We start from the raw sequence: 15,460 nt of genomic DNA, 5'->3' as shown, positions 1-15,460 counted from the left end.
GGGGGAATGATGAACAGTTTATCTCAGGCTGCAAACGGATTATTGATGCAGCTGGTTATGGATCTCAGAAGTGGCTATCTCCGCCGCTGCGAATCGCTGGGACTGAACCGCGAGGAAATGCAGATGCTGCAGGGGCTCTCGCTCGAAGAGCTTCACTACCTTTCCGGCAGTGAGGTGTCGATCATCAGTGTGGGCATCAATCACGGCAATCTGGTGCGCATGCTGCAGCAGGCCCGGACTGAACAGAAACGACTCCAGCGTATCGATCGGGCGCTGGCGCTGGGCGGCTCCATTGAACTGATGGCCAATTACTTCGGGCTCTCCAGTACGGACGTGGCGGCCCGCCGTCGTATTGCCGGTATCGATGTCCGGCCGGGGCGCGGTAACGCACTGGGTGATGAGGAAAACGCCGCCCTGTGGCGTCAGTGGCAAAAGTCCGGCGTTGAAGATGCGGAAAGTGCTGACGGGCTGGACGTGATGATGCTGGCTGCAGAACAGATGAACGTCTCGCTGACGTCGGTCTGGCATGCGGTCCGTGGCTGGCACAAGACCCGGCAGCCTTCTCCGGCACGAACGCCGGTAAGGAAGACGGCATGAAATACAGGATGGTTGCGCCGGGCCTGCGGGCTCCCCATGGTACGCCGCCGCAATGCTGTCAGAAGGCGTTACGTCAGGTTCGCCGTTTCCGGCAGGGGGCGCGTAATTACACCCGGCTCGATGAGAAAGGCTGCGGTTACTACAAAATCGATCTCGGCCCGTTCTGGCGTCTGCTGAGTCGCAACGAAGGCCGGACATGGCTTCTTCTCAGCCACGAACGCTATAACAGCGCCATACGGAAATAGCAGCATGACAGCCTGTTTACCCTGCACCCGTACGCGGGTGCAGTACTAAGCATACTGACAGTTCAGAACGGCCGTGATGGCGGCCGAAAAGGAAAAATAATGAGTCTGCCTGCAGAAAGCCTGATTGCTTATACGCTGGATAAAATGAATGCCCGCCTTGCGGCCAGTCCCCGGCGGGATGATGGCAGGATACGTAACGGCCTGCTGTTTACCGGAAATGTGCATGATTCCATTCCCCGCCGGCTGTTGCTCGACACGCGGTTGTCACCACTGGACAAGATGGGCTGGATGATGATCCGGCTGTATGCACAAAATAATGAGGGGGCGGTTTTCCCCAGCTATGACGAACTGCAGCTGCAGCTTGCCTCACCCGGAAAGGGGAACGCCTCAAGGGAAACGGTAAGCCGCGTCCTGCTTATGCTGCGAATAACCGGCTGGCTCAGCCTCTGTAAACGCGTGCGGGATGATAAAGGGCGGGTGCGGGGGAATATCTATGCTCAGCACGATGAGCCCCTGACGTTCAGCGATGCGGAAATGCTCGACCCCCGCTTCCTTGATACGGTAGCGGATGCCTGCCTGAGTAAAAACCGGACTATCAGCCAGACCGCCCGCGAAGTGCTCGACGATATAAAAAACGACCCCACCATGCGCCATTATCGCAGCCATCTTGCGCTGATCGAATCGCGTCTGGACCGCCCACAGACGCCCAGCCAGATGGCGAAACATCATCACCGAATACCCTGTCCCGCACCGGGTTCGGAAACCGAACTCAGTCATAAACGGCCAGGAATCGTCGCTAAAAAACAGGGTTCGGATACCGAACTCAGCCCAGAAAGATACAACAATTCACTGAGTTCGGAATCCGTACTGCCAGTAAAAACAGGCAGTTATGGCCGGGTTCGGAAACCGAACCATTACGTACGTAGTATCACACACAGTGTGAATAAAAATACGTACGTACCGGGTAAACCTGTGCTTCCCGACAGTCTGCATGAACTTGTTCCGGCAGAAGATATTGCCATGCTGACCGCACAGCTGCAGGCGTTGCCTGAGGAGCAGGCACAACTTGTGCTGCTCAGCCTGCAAAAGGTGATGGCACGCCAGCAGCTCAGCAACCCGGTAGGCTGGTTGCTGGCCGTGATGAAGAAGGCGCGTGAGGGCAGGTTATACGCGCCCCGTCAGGGTGGCGATATATCTGACAGTGTCGGGCAAAAAACAGTTCAGCGTCCCGAACAGCAACGATGGAAACCCGAACCACGCGCCTCTGCCCGCCCGGTATCGGAGGAAAATATCAGGGATCTGGTGAAGAAAATTCGGGAAAAAATCATAAATTCATGAGATTGCAGATTTTTACAGGCAGCGGCGCATGAAGTCTTGCACTTTTGTCAGCAAAAATGCTGGCTAAAAAGTGAGCGCTGTTGCCAGTGGCAACACTGACTAAAAAGTAAGCACTGTTGCCAGTGGCAACACTGGCTAAAAAGCGAGCACTGTTGCCAGTGGCAACAGTGGTTAAAAGCCAGGCAATATTTCTTCGCCATAAAAGAGATGAAGGTCCTGCAAATTTGTAATGGTGACGATCTGGTTTTAAGTTGTTCATATACCCCTCTCGCCCGGACTATCTCAAGCGTGTCAAAACTCATTACCCACTAAAGAGAGGCGTTAGACATGTCTGATGGTAAAACAAAGGGCGGAACAACCGCTTCACGAGCGGGGGCCCTACAGTCCTCTGTTAATATCCTGCTCCATACACATTATGCAATCCGGCTTTGGGAGGGCAGGAAACGTGATGCTCCGGACGAGACAGGGGTGAAAAAAAAGAGGCCTGAAATAATCAGCATGCCGCAAGCTATTGCGCGAGCTGGTAATGCTTCCCGAGACTCAGCGGCAGATAATCCCTATGCCGATATGGCTCTGGTACGGCTCGAAGAAGCCCTGCAACGAGCAACACTTAAAATTAATGAAAACGTCAGTTCACTGGATGCCAGATTGTCAGCCGTACCCAAAGGGGTAACGCTCTCGGAAGTTGAATCAGCCGATCCGTTAAATATCAGCGTTTTCAGCCGTTCACCGTTAGGATACCGGTGCGTATGGCTTCTGGTTGGATATGATCAGTTAGCAATGAAAGCTTTCCAGGCTTTTCATTACGGACTGATTTCGCGTTCGCAACGTGACACTATCCTGGACAATGGTGGCCATGCTGTTCGTCAGGTCTATGGCGTGATTCAGCCTTACCGAACACTTGCAGTGACTCGCCGTGATATTGCAGAAAAAACCACGCAAGGGCTTGTTGCGATTGAGCGAAATGGCGAACCTGATCCGGATGTGTTAAGCGGTAAAAAACGCTCTTCGTTCTCACCTCCGCTTAAAAACAACATAGCAGAGGAGGAATAATATGATTCGCCCTGTGTTCCTCCTCACCTCCTTCTTTTTACTGAGCGGATGCGCAACAACGGACTGGGCTGCGATTAATAAACAGGTCAGTGACACAGCCGCAAACCTGACAAAAACGTTGGGCGGCAACAGCAGCGGAGAAAGTGGCGGGATGCCGCTGATGAGTCCGGCGGGGCAACAGGCCATGAAGTCCGTCGATAAAACGTTCTCCGTGCCGGTCGATGTGGATACCGCGGCGGCCCGCCTGAAGCGCCATTACAAATTTATATCCACGCAGGAGCTTGAGGCACTGCGGCAGGCCGCAAATGACGGGGACTGGAAAGCGGCGGCTGAAGATGATGCGCATCCCGTCTGGGACGCCATGCCGGGCAGCTACTACAAAATGGGCTCCGACTGGAACGAACGTGATCACCTGGATATCGAAATCGAGAAAAACGGGTCCGGCAGCAGGCTCTATGTTGTCTATCGCTCATCATCATCACAGCGTCTGGCCGGGTCCGGCGTCACGAAGCTGATGAATGATGTCCGCGCTGTTGCGGCGGGTGAAAAACGCTGATGCGGGAGGCAACACATGCAACTCTTTCTGTGTGAAAAACCATCACAGGCAAAGGATATTGCCCGCGTGCTGGGTATCAGCAAGCGTGAGCAGGGATTTATCAGCGGCGGTAACATCGTTGTGACCTGGGCGGTCGGCCATTTACTCGAAACTGCCAGCCCTGAAGCCTATGGTGAGCAGTATGGCAGGCCATGGCGTGCCGATGTCCTGCCTGTGCTGCCTGAGACCTGGGAAATGGTCGTCAAGGAGCAGACAAAATCGCAGTTCACTGTTATCAGTAAGCTGCTCAAAAAGGCCTCTGAGGTGGTCATCGCCACCGATGCCGACCGCGAGGGCGAGGTGATCGCGCGTGAGCTGCTGGAATACTGCCGCTACAGTGGCGCGGTACGCCGGCTCTGGTTGTCAGCCCTGGATGAGGCCAGTGTGAAGGAAGCACTGGGCAATATTCTTCCCGGAGAAAAAACAGCCCTGCTGTACGATGCCGGCAAGGGCCGGAGCCAGGCTGACTGGCTCATCGGTATGAACCTGACCCGCCTTTATACTCTCAAAGCCCGTGACTCAGGGGTGTCAGAAGTGCTGTCCGTCGGGCGGGTACAGACGCCGACGCTTGCCATGGTGGTTAACCGGGATAATGAAATTACGTCCTTCGTGCCAAAGCCCTGGTGGCAGGTACATGCGCTTATTGAAAAAGAGGGCGTCCGGTTCCGGGCTGGCTGGGTGCCCGTTGAGCAGTACTGTGATGAGGAAAAGCGTTGCATCAATCCTCAGGCTGCCCGGGCGGTGGGACAGCTGTGTCAGCAGCAGGGCAGGGCTGCGGTACTGGAGGTGACACAGAAGCGGGAGAAAACGGCGGCACCCCTCTGTTTTGACCTGGGCACCCTTCAGCAGGTCTGTTCCCGAAAATTCGGCATGGGCGCAAATGATGTGCTCGCCATTGCTCAGTCACTTTACGAAACCCACAAAGCGACCACCTACCCCCGTACAGACTGCGGTTTTCTGCCAACTTCCATGCAGCAGGAAATATCCGACGTGCTGGCGGCAGTGGCGAAATCCGATCCGGCTGTGGCCCCGGTACTGAATCAGCTGGACAGGCAGTTTGTCTCGCGTGTCTGGAATGACAAAAAAATCACCGCGCACCATGCCATCATTCCCACCCGACAGGCATTTGATTTGTCACGCCTCAGTGCCGATGAGCTGAAGGTCTACCAGCTGATTCGCCAGCATTATTTCGCCCAGTTCCTTCCGCTGCAGGAATCTGACGTGACGGAGGCCTCTTTCAATATCGGTGGACAGCTGTTCCGTACACGCGGGAAAGTCGGTGTGGTGACGGGCTGGAAGTCATTGTTCCAGGCTGAAAAAGATGACGATGAAGAGGACGTCGACGGTGACAGTATGGCGCTGCCGGCGCTGGCAAAAGGGGATATTTGCGCTGTCACCGGTTCTGAGGTTAAGGATATGAAAACCAGTCCGCCCAAACCGTTCACGGAGGGGACGCTGATTGCTGCCATGAAGAACGCGGCCAGTTTCGTCAGTGACCCGAAGCTGAAGAAAGTGCTGCGTGATAACGCCGGTCTGGGCACAGAGGCGACGCGTGCGGCTGTGCTTGAAACCCTCTTCAAACGACACTACCTGGAGAAAAAAGGGAAGCACATCCACTCAACGCAGATGGCCCGGGAGCTGATTGCGGCCCTGCCGGAAACGCTGACGAGCCCGGGCATGACCGCATTATGGGAGCAGGCACTGGATGATATTTCGCAGGGGAAAATGTCGCTTGCGGTCTTTATGCAAAAGCAGCTGCAGTGGACCCGTCACCTTGTCGAAAAAGGCCGCCAGGACAGTGTGAAAATTACTGCTCCCGTCACGCCTCCCTGCCCGTTATGCAAAGGACCCACGCGTAAACGTAAAGGTAAAAATGGTGATTTTTGGGGGTGCATACGCTATCCGGACTGTGAGGGAATTATCAGTACAGGTAAGAAGAAAGCAGCGAAGCGTAAAAAAACATCGGTTAAGGCTAAAACAGAATAATCCGCGCAGTATTGAACTATTTCACTGTACAACCCCGGGCCGGGTTCTGCTATTGTTGCCAGGCTTTGATGCATAGGTGCCCCGCTGGCCACGGTGCTGTAAGGTAAACTTTAACGGGATTTACCCCCAGCAGGCCTGGCAGGAAGTTATTGCACACTAACTGACCTGTAAGACGCATGCACTCCGTGAAAACCGCGTCGGGATTATTCCCCGGAGACAGATGAGACGACCGCAGGTTAAGGCACTGACCCCAGGGCACCGGAAACGGTGCCCTTTTATTTTGGGTATACGGATTTAATGGTTGATGGGGCACCTTCACCCCATCAATCTGATACCACCCTCAGATGGTTGATAAATCGACTCCGTAGTTGAGTTCCTCTGCGAAGTCCGGCAGTCCGTAACCGATGGTTTTCTTGTAGAAAGGAGAGACCTTCGCAGTCGGTGCCTTCTTCTTGTGCTTCGTGGTGTAGAGCATTCGTGCCCGCATCACCTCGAAGGAGTAACCGCGCCCTTCACGGTTCTTGTCCTTGGCCAGTCGGTTGATGGACTCCGTGTAAGCGTTGGTGACGGGCATGTCCGTCTCGAAGTAGGTCATGGTCTCTTCGCGCCAGTTTCCCACTGCCCTGACCAGATCGCTCCAGACTTCCTTTTGGCCCTTCGGGATGGTGGCTATCCACTCGTCCAGGGCGGCTTCTGCCTGGAGCCGTGTGGTGGCGTCCCAGATGCCGTAGAAGCGCTCCTTGTGCTCGTAGGCGGCCAGCAGTTGCGGGAACGCGCCTGTCCAGGTCTCCATGATGAGGCGCTCCCGGTCTGGGACTTCGTGAGCGCGTTTCAGCAGGATTTTCCGGTCTCCCTTGAGAGTCCGGCTCTGGGACGGTTTCAGCTCCTTTCTGAGGCCCTTGCGCACTCTCTCTGGGGCATCGTTGGCCATGCGCACCACATGGAACTTATCGACCACGATACGGGCCTGGGGCAGCACAGCCTTGACCGCTGCCCGGTAGGGGTTCCACATGTCCATGCTGACGATCTCGACCTTCTGCCGGTCTTTCAGCTTCATCAGGTAGTTGGTCACCACGTCCTGGCGGCGGGTGGCCAGCAGGTCGAGCAGGGTTCGCTCCTCAATGTTGGTCAGAATGCAGCGGTAGCGCTTGTTCAGGTATAGCTCGTCAATGCCCAGGATGCGGGGCGTCTCGAAGCGGTGCCAGCGCCCCAGGAACTCGGCGCGGGCGTTGAAGATGTCGCGCACCGTCTTCTCGTCCAGGCCGGTCTGTGCCGCCACAAAGGTGTAGGGGTGGTTGAAGGATTCCTTCTCCACGTACTCATGCAGCCGCAGTGTCATACGGAATCCGTCCACCATCTCCGGTAGCTGGGGCCTGAATGTTGTCTTGCAGGCCCGGCAGGTGTATCGGCGGCGGACCACCCAGAGAGTGACCCGCTTGCCGTGGATGGGCAGATCACGATAGGGAACGTCACGCTTGCCGAACCGTACGAACTCACCCTGCACGCCGCATTCCTCGCAGGCGATGGGATCGGGCATGTCCACCTGGAAGTGCATTTCGTCGTCGGTTGATTTGCAGCCCAGTACTTGGTATTGCGGCAGGTGAAGGATGTTGTCGGGAAGTTCGGTCATGGTGTTGTATAGGCGTAGGTGTCAGTCAGATCCATCCGACTCGGCATTGGTGTTTGCTTTTTTACCCAACAAGCTGCTGGAAACGAAAAGTAAGGCACCGAGGACAATTGCAATATCAGCCAGGTTGAAGGCCGGCCAATGCCAGTCTCGCCAATAGAAATCAAAGGAATCCACAACATAGCCGCGAAAGACCCGGTCAATCAGGTTGCCCATGGCGCCACCGAGGATAAGACTGTAAGCGATGGCTTCTCCTTTATGACGATTTTCAAGGATCAGCTTGATCAGAAAAATCGAGATCACTACCGCGATTCCGATAAAAAAGTAGCGCTGCCAGCCTCCACCATTCGCAAAAAGACTGAATGCGGCACCGGTGTTCCATAGGTGCACCCAGTTAAAGAACGGGGTCACCGAAACATACTCGCCATAGGCCATTGATTGCTGCACCAGCCACTTTACAGCCTGATCAGACGCTGCCAGCAGGCCCGATATGGACAATAGGGCATACGGCGAGAGCTTTTTGCCAATAATGAGCATTATTTAACCCTTCAACGCCAAAATGCGTCTGGCACCGTTAAGTACAATGCCCCCCGCGATGGTGCCGATAATCAGATCCGGATAATTGGAACCGGTCCACGCGACCAGGGCGCCGGCGGTGATGACCCCCAGGTTGATCACCACGTCGTTGGCCGAGAATATCCAGCTTGCCTTCATGTGCGCCCCGCCTTCCCGATGTTTGGATATGAGCAGCAGACAACTGGTATTGGCAATCAATGCGACGAATGCGATAGCCATCATCACCAGCGATTCAGGCTCACTACCGAATACAAAGCGTCTCACCACCTCTACGAGCACGCCCACAGCCAAGATCAGTTGCAGTACACCAGCAAGATGCGCGGCACGTACCTGCATTTTCACGCTATGTCCAACCGCATAAAGGGCAAGCCCGTACACCGCCGCATCGGCAAAATTGTCCAGGGATTCTCCAATCAGGCCGGTGGACCGGGCGATCAGACCGGCAGTCATTTCCACCACGAACAGAAGTGCATTGATGCCGAGCAACCAGCGCAGGGTCCCGGATTCTTGCTTAGCAGAAGCTGCCGAAAACTCGGCGGCCTTGATGGTCTCCGGATTTGCAGCGACGGTTTCCTGAAGCGAGGCGCCTAGCCCCAAGGTCTTCAGTTTCGAGGTGACGGGCTCGACCTCGCCGTCATGCACGACCTTCAGCCGGCGGTTCGACAAGTCGAAGGACAGCGCCCGAATCTCCTCAAAGCCGTTCAGGGCTAGGCGAATCATTCGTTCTTCTGATGGACAGTCCATCTTCGGCACGGCATAAACACTGACCCATCTCCCTGGCGCCTCGGAGGAGGCCTGTATATCGGTATCCGCTGCGGACGTTGCATCACCGCCACAGGCGCCACCACAGGATTTGCTCATGATACGACTCCACTTGAACAATGTTGTGGTACCATTTAAAACTATAAAGCTACTATAAGGTCAATAGAGTAAAGAATCCGTTGGGGAGGAGGCTGATGCGCATTGGTCAGTTGGCGCAGTTGGTAGGGGTCGAAACACAGACGATCCGCTTCTATGAACAGCAGGGCTTGTTGCCGCCGCCTGATCGGCAGGACAACGGTTACCGTGTCTATACCGAGAAGCATGGTGAGGGGCTGGCCTTCATCCGTCGCTGCAGAATCCTGGGCCTGTCACTGGCTGAGATTCACGAACTACAGAGCTATCAGGACGCCCCTCATCAGCCTTGTACCGCCGTCAACGCCTTGCTCGATGATCACATCTCTCATGTGCGGTCGCAGATAACCGCTCTGCAAGCGCTTGAGAAACAACTCGTTTCACTGAGAGCGAGTTGCAACGATGACCGGGAAGTTGAGGCGTGTGGGGTTCTTGCTGGAATTAGCGAAGGAAACATGCACCAGCAGTAGGTGAAGCATCAACCAGATAATCCGATGAGATGCCGGTCTGTCTCACTCTCATGCAAAGGTAAGATCAACCATTTAATCCGCTTACCCTTTATTTTTACGGATCACGTTTTCCATTTTGACCGTTGACATTCCGGGAGGACGGTTTAATTATAAAAGTGCTAAACCGTCGTTCATACGACCACCAATGATTCAGTAGCCTGTGAGAATCGCCTTCGGGTGGCTACAGCGAAAGCTCCTGTAACCTGAAAGGGAGCAAACTTTGGTACATCTGCGCACCTTTGAAAGCAGATATCGCCTGTACAAGCGCATTACGACGCGGCGATGAAGGTTCCTTCAACATACCAGACTCTCAGGATTCAACCGATCCTGACCCCCGACGGGAAACCACTCCCGTCAGGGCAGATGGTTTCTCTGTCGTACCTATTTTTACCTCCATGGAGAAAACATCATGTCTGCAAACAATACTTCTGCATCTGCAAAATCTGAGTACTTCAACCTGACTATTAAAGGCATCGGGTATCTCAGCAACATCCGCCAGGTTAACCATCAGAATGGCTCGTTCCTCAGCTGCGTAATCAATGCACTGAGCGGTCCGACTGACAATCCGGCCTACGTCCGTTTTGACATTTCTGTCGCAGGTAAAGAGGCTACCAGCCTTATCGCCCGCTGCCAGAAAGCCGTCGATGAAGACAAAAAAGTCCTGCTGGGCTTTAACCTGAGTAATCCGTCCACGGACATATTTACGCTGAACAAGGGCGAGCATGCCGGCGAACAGCGTGTCAGTCTGAAAGCCCGCCTGATAAAGGTGGACTGGATCAAAATAGGCCAGGACATGGTCTACAAGACTGAAAAATCTGACTCCGTGCCGCCGCAGAATGGCTCTGCCGCACAACAAAACTACGCAGAAAACTCATTCTGATGCGCACCTGACACACCCCGTTCGCGGGGTGTTTCTTTATTCTTTACAGGAGAAATGATTATGTCCTCACGCGGCGTTAACAAGGTGATTCTTGTCGGTAATCTCGGCCAGGATCCTGAAGTGCGTTATATTCCCAATGGCAGTGCAGTTGCCACCCTTTCTCTGGCCACGTCTGAGAGCTGGCGTGATAAGCAGTCCGGTGAACAGAAAGAAGTGACCGAATGGCACCGGGTGGTTATTTTCGGCAAGCTGGCAGAAATTGCGGGTGAATATCTGCGCAAAGGCTCCCAGGTTTACATCGAGGGCCAGCTGCGCACACGCAAATGGACCGATCAGTCCGGCCAGGAGAAATACATCACAGAGGTGGTGGTAAACATTGGTGGCACCATGCAGATGCTTGGCGGTCGCCAGTCCGGCAGCGGTCAGAATACGTCTTCCCGGAATGACTGGGGCCAGCCTCAGCAACCTTCCGGACCGACTCACAGTGGCCAGGCTTCCGGCAGCAGTGCCGGTGCGCCACCGATGGACTTCGATGACGATATACCGTTCATTGGATTCGGGTATGGAGTACCAAAATCGGCAATCCATGCACTCTGAACAGCCTTTATGGCAGTCGCTCTGAACTTACACATAATCCGGTCAGCATTTAAGGATAACTGACATGCCTGTTATACTGAGGATCAACGGTTTCCGGTTCTTTTTTTATTCTAATGAAGGTAACCCGCTCGAACCTGCACACATTCACGTAATGAAAGCAGGTAGTGAAGCCAAATTCTGGTTAACGCCATCAGTGGCTCTGGCCAGTAACGATGGGTTTAATTCACGGGTATTAAAAGAACTGACGGGGATCGTTGAAGATAACCAAGCATTGTTTCTGGAGGCCTGGAATGACTATTTCAGCTAAACGGGTCAGCTTCGATGAGGCCACGATGTGGGTTGAACTCAACGACGCCCGTACCATCGGTGTGCCGCTGGCATGGTTTCCACGCCTGTTGCATGCTTCAACTGAACAGCTTAACAGCTATGAACTGAGTCCCCGTGGTATCCACTGGGACGCGCTGGACGAAGACATTTCTATTGCGGGTTTGCTTGAAGGCCGCGGCGATGTGACCCATCGTCCCCATAAAGTAGCCTGACAGCGCGCTATTAGTGAAAAACGCTGGCTTTTGCCGGCGTTTTTTTTCATCAACGGAAAATCAGTTGTTAATTGAGTGAAACCGGACCGATTCCGCACAGTGAGGGCTGTTTTATCACTGTACAGGAAAATTCCGGATGAAACGTAACACCTCTCACAACATATTTTCACCAGGCAGGCTGGCCACTGTTCTTCCCCTGCTGCTCCTTGCGGGCTGTGTTTCCCAGCCGCAAAAGTTGCAGCAACGCGCGCCTGCCGACCCGACACCCGGCACCACCGTCACCCGCAACGTTCAGCCGGTCTCTCCGGACGAGTATGCGCGGACGCCGGAAGTGGTGCGCTACGATCGTTATCTGCTGGTCAGTACCGATCCGCAGGCGGCCCAGCGTGACCCTCTCTCGCAGATTATTGATATCCGTATCCCGTCATCCCTGCATCCTACCGTGGCTGATGCGCTGCGTTATGCCCTGCGCCAGTCCGGTTATTCCCTGTGTGCGACCGGCTCCGCCAACGGCGTGCTTTACCGCCAGGCATTGCCGGCAGTCCAGTACCAGCTGGGCCCGATGCGCCTGCGTACTGCCCTGCAGGTTATGGCCGGTCCGGCCTGGCAGCTGGAAGTGGACGATGTGCAGCGGGTGGTCTGCCACAGCCTGCGCGACGGCTACCAGCTGCCGGTCTCCCAGCTTCCGCCGCCGGTCAGCAGCTGGTCCACGCCTGCGCCGTCCGCCGTGTCACAACCGGCCATCAGCGCCCCTCAGTCCGTCCCTGTTAAACCTGTCAGCGGAGGGTTTCTGAGAAAATGAGCGAACAGCAACCATTCCATACTGACCCCGCGCCGGCCCGTAAAAGATTCAGCTGGCGTCCCCGCCGCCGCCTCATCTGGGGCGTTGCCAGCGGTGTGGCGCTGGCCGGCATTCTGGCGCTGGGCTACACCGCCTTCAGTCTGGGCATATCGAACCTTGATGAACGCCTTGCACGCCTTGAATCTCAGGGCAGTACAGCGGCCACTGTTGAGACAGTCGCGGCCCTGCAGTCAGATGTGACCACGCTCAAAACCGGCCTGCGGGATACCCGGAAAAAACTTGGTGAGATGCAGCAGGAGCTGAGCGCTGCTGCGAAACAGGCCGGCAGCGACGACGCCATGCGTCAGTCATTGCGAACCCTTCAGGACGCCCAGCAGGGGCTGGAAACCCGCCTGAGTGCGCTGACTGAGCAGCTGACAGCGCTGAAATCACAGCCGGCACCCGCACCCGCCGCACCTGTCGCCGCACCGGTCAAAAAAAACGCGCCTGCTGCAAAAAAGCCCCGTCCCGCTGACACACGTCGTGCTGCTCCGTCCCTTCGCGTGGCCCGCACTGCGCCTTTTGTGCTGACGGGCGTGGAGAAGCGGGGGGCAGAGTCCTGGGCTGCCATCGCGCCCCGGGGCTACAGCAGCCTGTCGCAGGTGGCCCTGGTCGGAGAGGGCGAAACCGTTGCCGGCTGGACGCTGGTCAGTGCCGGTTATGGTGAGGCGACGTTTCGGGTTAACGGCCGCCTGACCGTGCTCAGAGCAGAATAACGGAGCGAATGATGAAACTGAAACATACCTTTTTAGCCGCCATGCTGCTGAGTCCCCTGACCCTGGTCGCGACCACATCAGGACAGACGGATGTCAGCCGACAGGAATCAACACAACGGGCGGACTCCGCACAGCAAAACCTGCAGCAGCAGGCCGGTCAGTGGGGACTCAGTGCCGACGATTATCAGCGTTATCAGCAGCTGATGAAGGGACCCCGGGGTACCCAGTCGCCGGGTCTCGATCCGCTTTCCACCCTCGGTATCGAGGCGCAGACGCCGGCAGAGCGCCGTAAGTTTGCTGAAAAGTGGGTGAAGGAAGAGTTTGCCCGCACCCAGAAAGAGCTTGATTTCCAGCGTGAGGTGAACGCGGCTTGGCAGCGCCTGTATCCGGGCACACTGCCGGTCAATATGGGGAACGCCTCCGGCGTGGCGCACGACAGTGGCGGCCGGCTGGCGCTGTTCGTCAGGTCAAAAGACTGCGCCACCTGCGACGCGAAACTGTCTGCCGTTCTGGCTGACAACCGGCCGGTGGACATCTATCTGGTCGACAGCCAGGGCAGTGATGATGCGCTTCGCAGCTGGGCACGGGACCATCACATTCCCGTGGAAAAGGTCCGCAAGCGCCAGATCACGCTTAACCACGACGGCGGCCGGTGGATGCGCTTTGGTAACGGCCTGATGCCGGTTTTACTGCAGCAGGCGGGAGACGGTAAATGGGCAATCGCAGCATTCTGACCGGCGCACTGGCGCTGGGCTTACTGATGGCGGCCGTCCCTGACGGCCATGCTGACCAGACGGTGCCGGAGGGTTACGTCCGCGTGGCCATGGCGCACGGCGTGCCCCCCGAAGCGCTTTACTCGGTATCACTGAGCGAGTCTTCGCGCAAACTTCCCCGCGGCGTGCGGCCATGGCCCTGGACCATCAATGTGGCAGGCAAAGGGTATCGCTATGAGACGCGCCTGCAGGCCTGGCAGGCGCTGCAGGTCTTTATGAAGCGTCACCCGCTTAAGCGCATCGATGTCGGTATTGCCCAGGTCAATCTGGGCTGGAACGGTCATCATTTTGCCTCGACGTGGGATGCGTTTGACCCTTACACCAACCTGAACGCCGCCGCCACCATTCTGCGTGAGTGCTGGGCGCGTAAGCCAGGCAGCTGGCTGGATGCGGCCGGCTGCTACCACCATCCCGCAGGTGGTCAGCCTGCTGCACGTTACCGCGCCATTGTGAGAGGGCATCTGGTAAAAATCAGCCCTGCACCCCGCATTTCTGCGCCGGCAGCTGAAGCGCCCCGCTCGGTTGCTGCGCTCACCCCCGATCCAGGCTTCGTCTGGACTGAACCCGGGAGATAACCCTGATGAAAACGCTGTCCTTACTGCTGTTTACCCTCCTTCCCCTGACCGGCCATGCTGAACTGAATGTGATTGCTGATCTGGGCGGTGAAGATGCTGCGCCGTATTTTGAGGCCGTTAATAAACAGCCCGGCATGCCCGGCGTCAGTGACGTACAGCCTTCACGCCAGCCGGACCACGGTGTTCCGCTGGCTGACGGGATGGCGGGTATGTTACCCGTTAACACACCTGAACTGAGCCCGGGGAATACAGCAGACCGGCCGCTGCAGTTGCCCGGCATTGGGGCGTTGTTTCTGATCGGGGATGATGCTCTGTCCCGTGAATGGCTGAAAGCCAATGCCGGCGCGCTGGCTGAACAGCATGCGGCCGGGATGATAGTCAACGTCACAGACATGGATACCGTGCGCGAGCTGCGCGAACTGGCACCCGGTGTCAGCCTGGTCCCGGCTTCCGGCAGCGAGCTGGCCCGTCGCCTGCAGATTGCGCATTATCCGGTACTCATCACCGATACCGGCCTGACGCAGCAGGTTAAGCCGTAATGAGCGCGCCAGATATCAACGGTCTGCTGATGGCACACCCTTACGGGGCGGTCATACTGATAGTCCTTTTCCTGGTGGTGATGGCCTTTCTGAACCTGCGCTGGCGTGAGAAAGCCAGCACCCGCCGTCACCGGCGATACCGGGCAACGGCGGGGCGGGTACTGAATAAACTGACCCTCCTGCCGGGAGACGGGCAGCGTCTGACCTATCTGCGCAAAATCAGCCCCTATGTCTTTGAAGAGCTGTTGCTGTCTGCCTTTGAACGTCAGGGGCTGACCGTGGTGCGCAATGCCTCCTACAGCGGTGACGGCGGCCTTGATGGCCAGGTCATCATCGACGGCGAGCACTGGCTTATCCAGGCCAAACGGTACAGTCGTGCTGTTTCCCCCGCACATGTTGAGGACTTCGACCGGCTTCTCCTGCACTCCGGCCGCCGGGGGCTGTTTATCCACACGGGCCGTACCGGAAAAATGAGCCGCACCCTTCATATGGCGTCACCGCGCCTGCGCATCATCAGCGGGCAACGCCTGCTGGCCATTCTCGCCGGGCAGGACGTCCGGCAGTATCTCTGAGGAATCCC

21 protein-coding genes are annotated in these 15,460 nt (G+C 56.4%); 17 read left to right on the top strand and 4 right to left on the bottom strand.

The genetic code is table 11. From position 1 onward, the window contains the following. The first annotated feature begins 6 nt into the window (after positions 1 to 6). The 3 genes from AM329_RS16140 to AM329_RS16130 all read left to right on the top strand — a co-directional run bounded on the left by AM329_RS16140 (position 7) and on the right by AM329_RS16130 (position 2,180). Complete coding sequence (locus tag AM329_RS16140) at positions 7 to 597, top strand: DUF2857 domain-containing protein (protein WP_006777722.1); 591 nt, start codon at positions 7 to 9, stop codon at positions 595 to 597. Beyond that, complete coding sequence (locus AM329_RS16135; RefSeq protein WP_004115572.1) at positions 594 to 842, top strand: hypothetical protein; 249 nt, start codon at positions 594 to 596, stop codon at positions 840 to 842. Before AM329_RS16140 ends, AM329_RS16135 begins: the two co-directional genes overlap by 4 nt. Positions 843 to 941: 99 nt before the next feature. Further along, positions 942 to 2,180 carry an STY4528 family pathogenicity island replication protein gene (locus tag AM329_RS16130; RefSeq protein ID WP_032608275.1) on the top strand — a complete coding sequence of 413 codons (1,239 nt, stop codon included), beginning with the start codon at positions 942 to 944 and terminating at the stop codon, positions 2,178 to 2,180. Here the strand turns inward: AM329_RS16130 and AM329_RS25810 are convergent. Continuing rightward, on the bottom strand, positions 2,167 to 2,439 hold the full coding sequence (locus AM329_RS25810) for a hypothetical protein (RefSeq protein WP_127341289.1): 273 nt from the start codon (positions 2,437 to 2,439) through the stop codon (positions 2,167 to 2,169). The genes AM329_RS16130 and AM329_RS25810 overlap by 14 nt on opposite strands. A 68-nt stretch (positions 2,440 to 2,507) precedes the next feature. On the opposite strand from AM329_RS25810, the gene AM329_RS16125 reads away from it, so the two are divergent. The 3 genes from AM329_RS16125 to AM329_RS16115 are packed head-to-tail and all read left to right on the top strand — an operon-like array spanning position 2,508 to position 5,814. After that, positions 2,508 to 3,233 (top strand): PFL_4669 family integrating conjugative element protein, encoded by a 726-nt coding sequence (locus AM329_RS16125; RefSeq protein WP_032608277.1) that lies wholly within the window; start codon positions 2,508 to 2,510, stop codon positions 3,231 to 3,233. Position 3,234: 1 nt separating this feature from the next. After that, positions 3,235 to 3,789, top strand: a complete 555-nt coding sequence (locus AM329_RS16120) for a hypothetical protein (protein WP_032608279.1) — start codon at positions 3,235 to 3,237, stop codon at positions 3,787 to 3,789. Between the two features lie 15 nt (positions 3,790 to 3,804). After that, positions 3,805 to 5,814 carry a DNA topoisomerase III gene (locus tag AM329_RS16115; protein WP_032608280.1) on the top strand — a complete coding sequence of 670 codons (2,010 nt, stop codon included), beginning with the start codon at positions 3,805 to 3,807 and terminating at the stop codon, positions 5,812 to 5,814. 340 nt (positions 5,815 to 6,154) lie between these two features. On the opposite strand, the gene AM329_RS16105 is transcribed toward AM329_RS16115, so the two are convergent. The 3 genes from AM329_RS16105 to AM329_RS16095 are packed head-to-tail and all read right to left on the bottom strand — an operon-like array spanning position 6,155 to position 8,878. After that, on the bottom strand, positions 6,155 to 7,444 hold the full coding sequence (locus AM329_RS16105; protein ID WP_032608281.1) for an ISL3-like element ISPpu12 family transposase: 1,290 nt from the start codon (positions 7,442 to 7,444) through the stop codon (positions 6,155 to 6,157). A gap of 21 nt (positions 7,445 to 7,465) precedes the next feature. After that, a complete protein-coding gene (gene lspA / locus AM329_RS16100; RefSeq protein WP_032608282.1) occupies positions 7,466 to 7,978 on the bottom strand; it encodes a signal peptidase II in 513 nt (170 codons plus the stop codon). Positions 7,979 to 7,981: 3 nt separating this feature from the next. Then, positions 7,982 to 8,878 carry a cation transporter gene (locus AM329_RS16095; RefSeq protein WP_004364974.1) on the bottom strand — a complete coding sequence of 299 codons (897 nt, stop codon included), beginning with the start codon at positions 8,876 to 8,878 and terminating at the stop codon, positions 7,982 to 7,984. 95 nt (positions 8,879 to 8,973) lie between these two features. Here AM329_RS16095 and cadR point away from each other — a divergent pair, with 95 nt between their 5' ends. The 11 genes from cadR (at position 8,974) to AM329_RS16040 (ending at position 15,452) form a co-directional block, all read left to right on the top strand. Then, a complete protein-coding gene (gene cadR, locus AM329_RS16090) occupies positions 8,974 to 9,381 on the top strand; it encodes a Cd(II)/Pb(II)-responsive transcriptional regulator (protein WP_029396360.1) in 408 nt (135 codons plus the stop codon). A gap of 448 nt (positions 9,382 to 9,829) precedes the next feature. Continuing rightward, positions 9,830 to 10,300 (top strand): STY4534 family ICE replication protein, encoded by a 471-nt coding sequence (locus AM329_RS16085; RefSeq protein WP_016807974.1) that lies wholly within the window; start codon positions 9,830 to 9,832, stop codon positions 10,298 to 10,300. A 60-nt stretch (positions 10,301 to 10,360) separates the two neighbouring features. After that, complete coding sequence (locus tag AM329_RS16080) at positions 10,361 to 10,897, top strand: single-stranded DNA-binding protein (RefSeq protein ID WP_016807973.1); 537 nt, start codon at positions 10,361 to 10,363, stop codon at positions 10,895 to 10,897. A gap of 64 nt (positions 10,898 to 10,961) precedes the next feature. Next, positions 10,962 to 11,204 (top strand): DUF4160 domain-containing protein, encoded by a 243-nt coding sequence (locus AM329_RS16075; protein WP_016807972.1) that lies wholly within the window; start codon positions 10,962 to 10,964, stop codon positions 11,202 to 11,204. Next, positions 11,188 to 11,436, top strand: a complete 249-nt coding sequence (locus AM329_RS16070) for a DUF2442 domain-containing protein (RefSeq protein WP_004115558.1) — start codon at positions 11,188 to 11,190, stop codon at positions 11,434 to 11,436. Before AM329_RS16075 ends, AM329_RS16070 begins: the two co-directional genes overlap by 17 nt. 136 nt (positions 11,437 to 11,572) lie before the next feature. Further along, a complete protein-coding gene (locus tag AM329_RS16065; protein ID WP_044596300.1) occupies positions 11,573 to 12,238 on the top strand; it encodes a PilL N-terminal domain-containing protein in 666 nt (221 codons plus the stop codon). Next, positions 12,235 to 12,993, top strand: coding sequence for a hypothetical protein (locus AM329_RS16060; protein WP_032608284.1), 759 nt, complete (start codon positions 12,235 to 12,237; stop codon positions 12,991 to 12,993). The genes AM329_RS16065 and AM329_RS16060 overlap by 4 nt, the downstream gene beginning before the upstream one ends. Before the next feature lie 11 nt (positions 12,994 to 13,004). After that, complete coding sequence (locus AM329_RS16055; RefSeq protein WP_032608285.1) at positions 13,005 to 13,727, top strand: TIGR03759 family integrating conjugative element protein; 723 nt, start codon at positions 13,005 to 13,007, stop codon at positions 13,725 to 13,727. Beyond that, on the top strand, positions 13,706 to 14,341 hold the full coding sequence (locus AM329_RS16050) for a transglycosylase SLT domain-containing protein (protein ID WP_032608286.1): 636 nt from the start codon (positions 13,706 to 13,708) through the stop codon (positions 14,339 to 14,341). Before AM329_RS16055 ends, AM329_RS16050 begins: the two co-directional genes overlap by 22 nt. Before the next feature lie 5 nt (positions 14,342 to 14,346). Further along, positions 14,347 to 14,880 carry an integrating conjugative element protein gene (locus AM329_RS16045; protein ID WP_032608287.1) on the top strand — a complete coding sequence of 178 codons (534 nt, stop codon included), beginning with the start codon at positions 14,347 to 14,349 and terminating at the stop codon, positions 14,878 to 14,880. Continuing rightward, entirely contained in the window at positions 14,880 to 15,452 is a 573-nt protein-coding gene (locus AM329_RS16040) for a restriction endonuclease (RefSeq protein ID WP_032608288.1), read from the top strand. Before AM329_RS16045 ends, AM329_RS16040 begins: the two co-directional genes overlap by 1 nt. Positions 15,453 to 15,460: the final 8 nt, after the last annotated feature.

The sequence above is a fragment of the Enterobacter cloacae complex sp. AR_0002 genome, from assembly GCF_001922365.1.
Taxonomy (GTDB): Bacteria; Pseudomonadota; Gammaproteobacteria; order Enterobacterales; family Enterobacteriaceae; genus Enterobacter; species Enterobacter hormaechei_C.
Note: the sequence above shows the minus strand (reverse complement) of the source record. Positions and strands in the feature narration are given on the sequence as shown.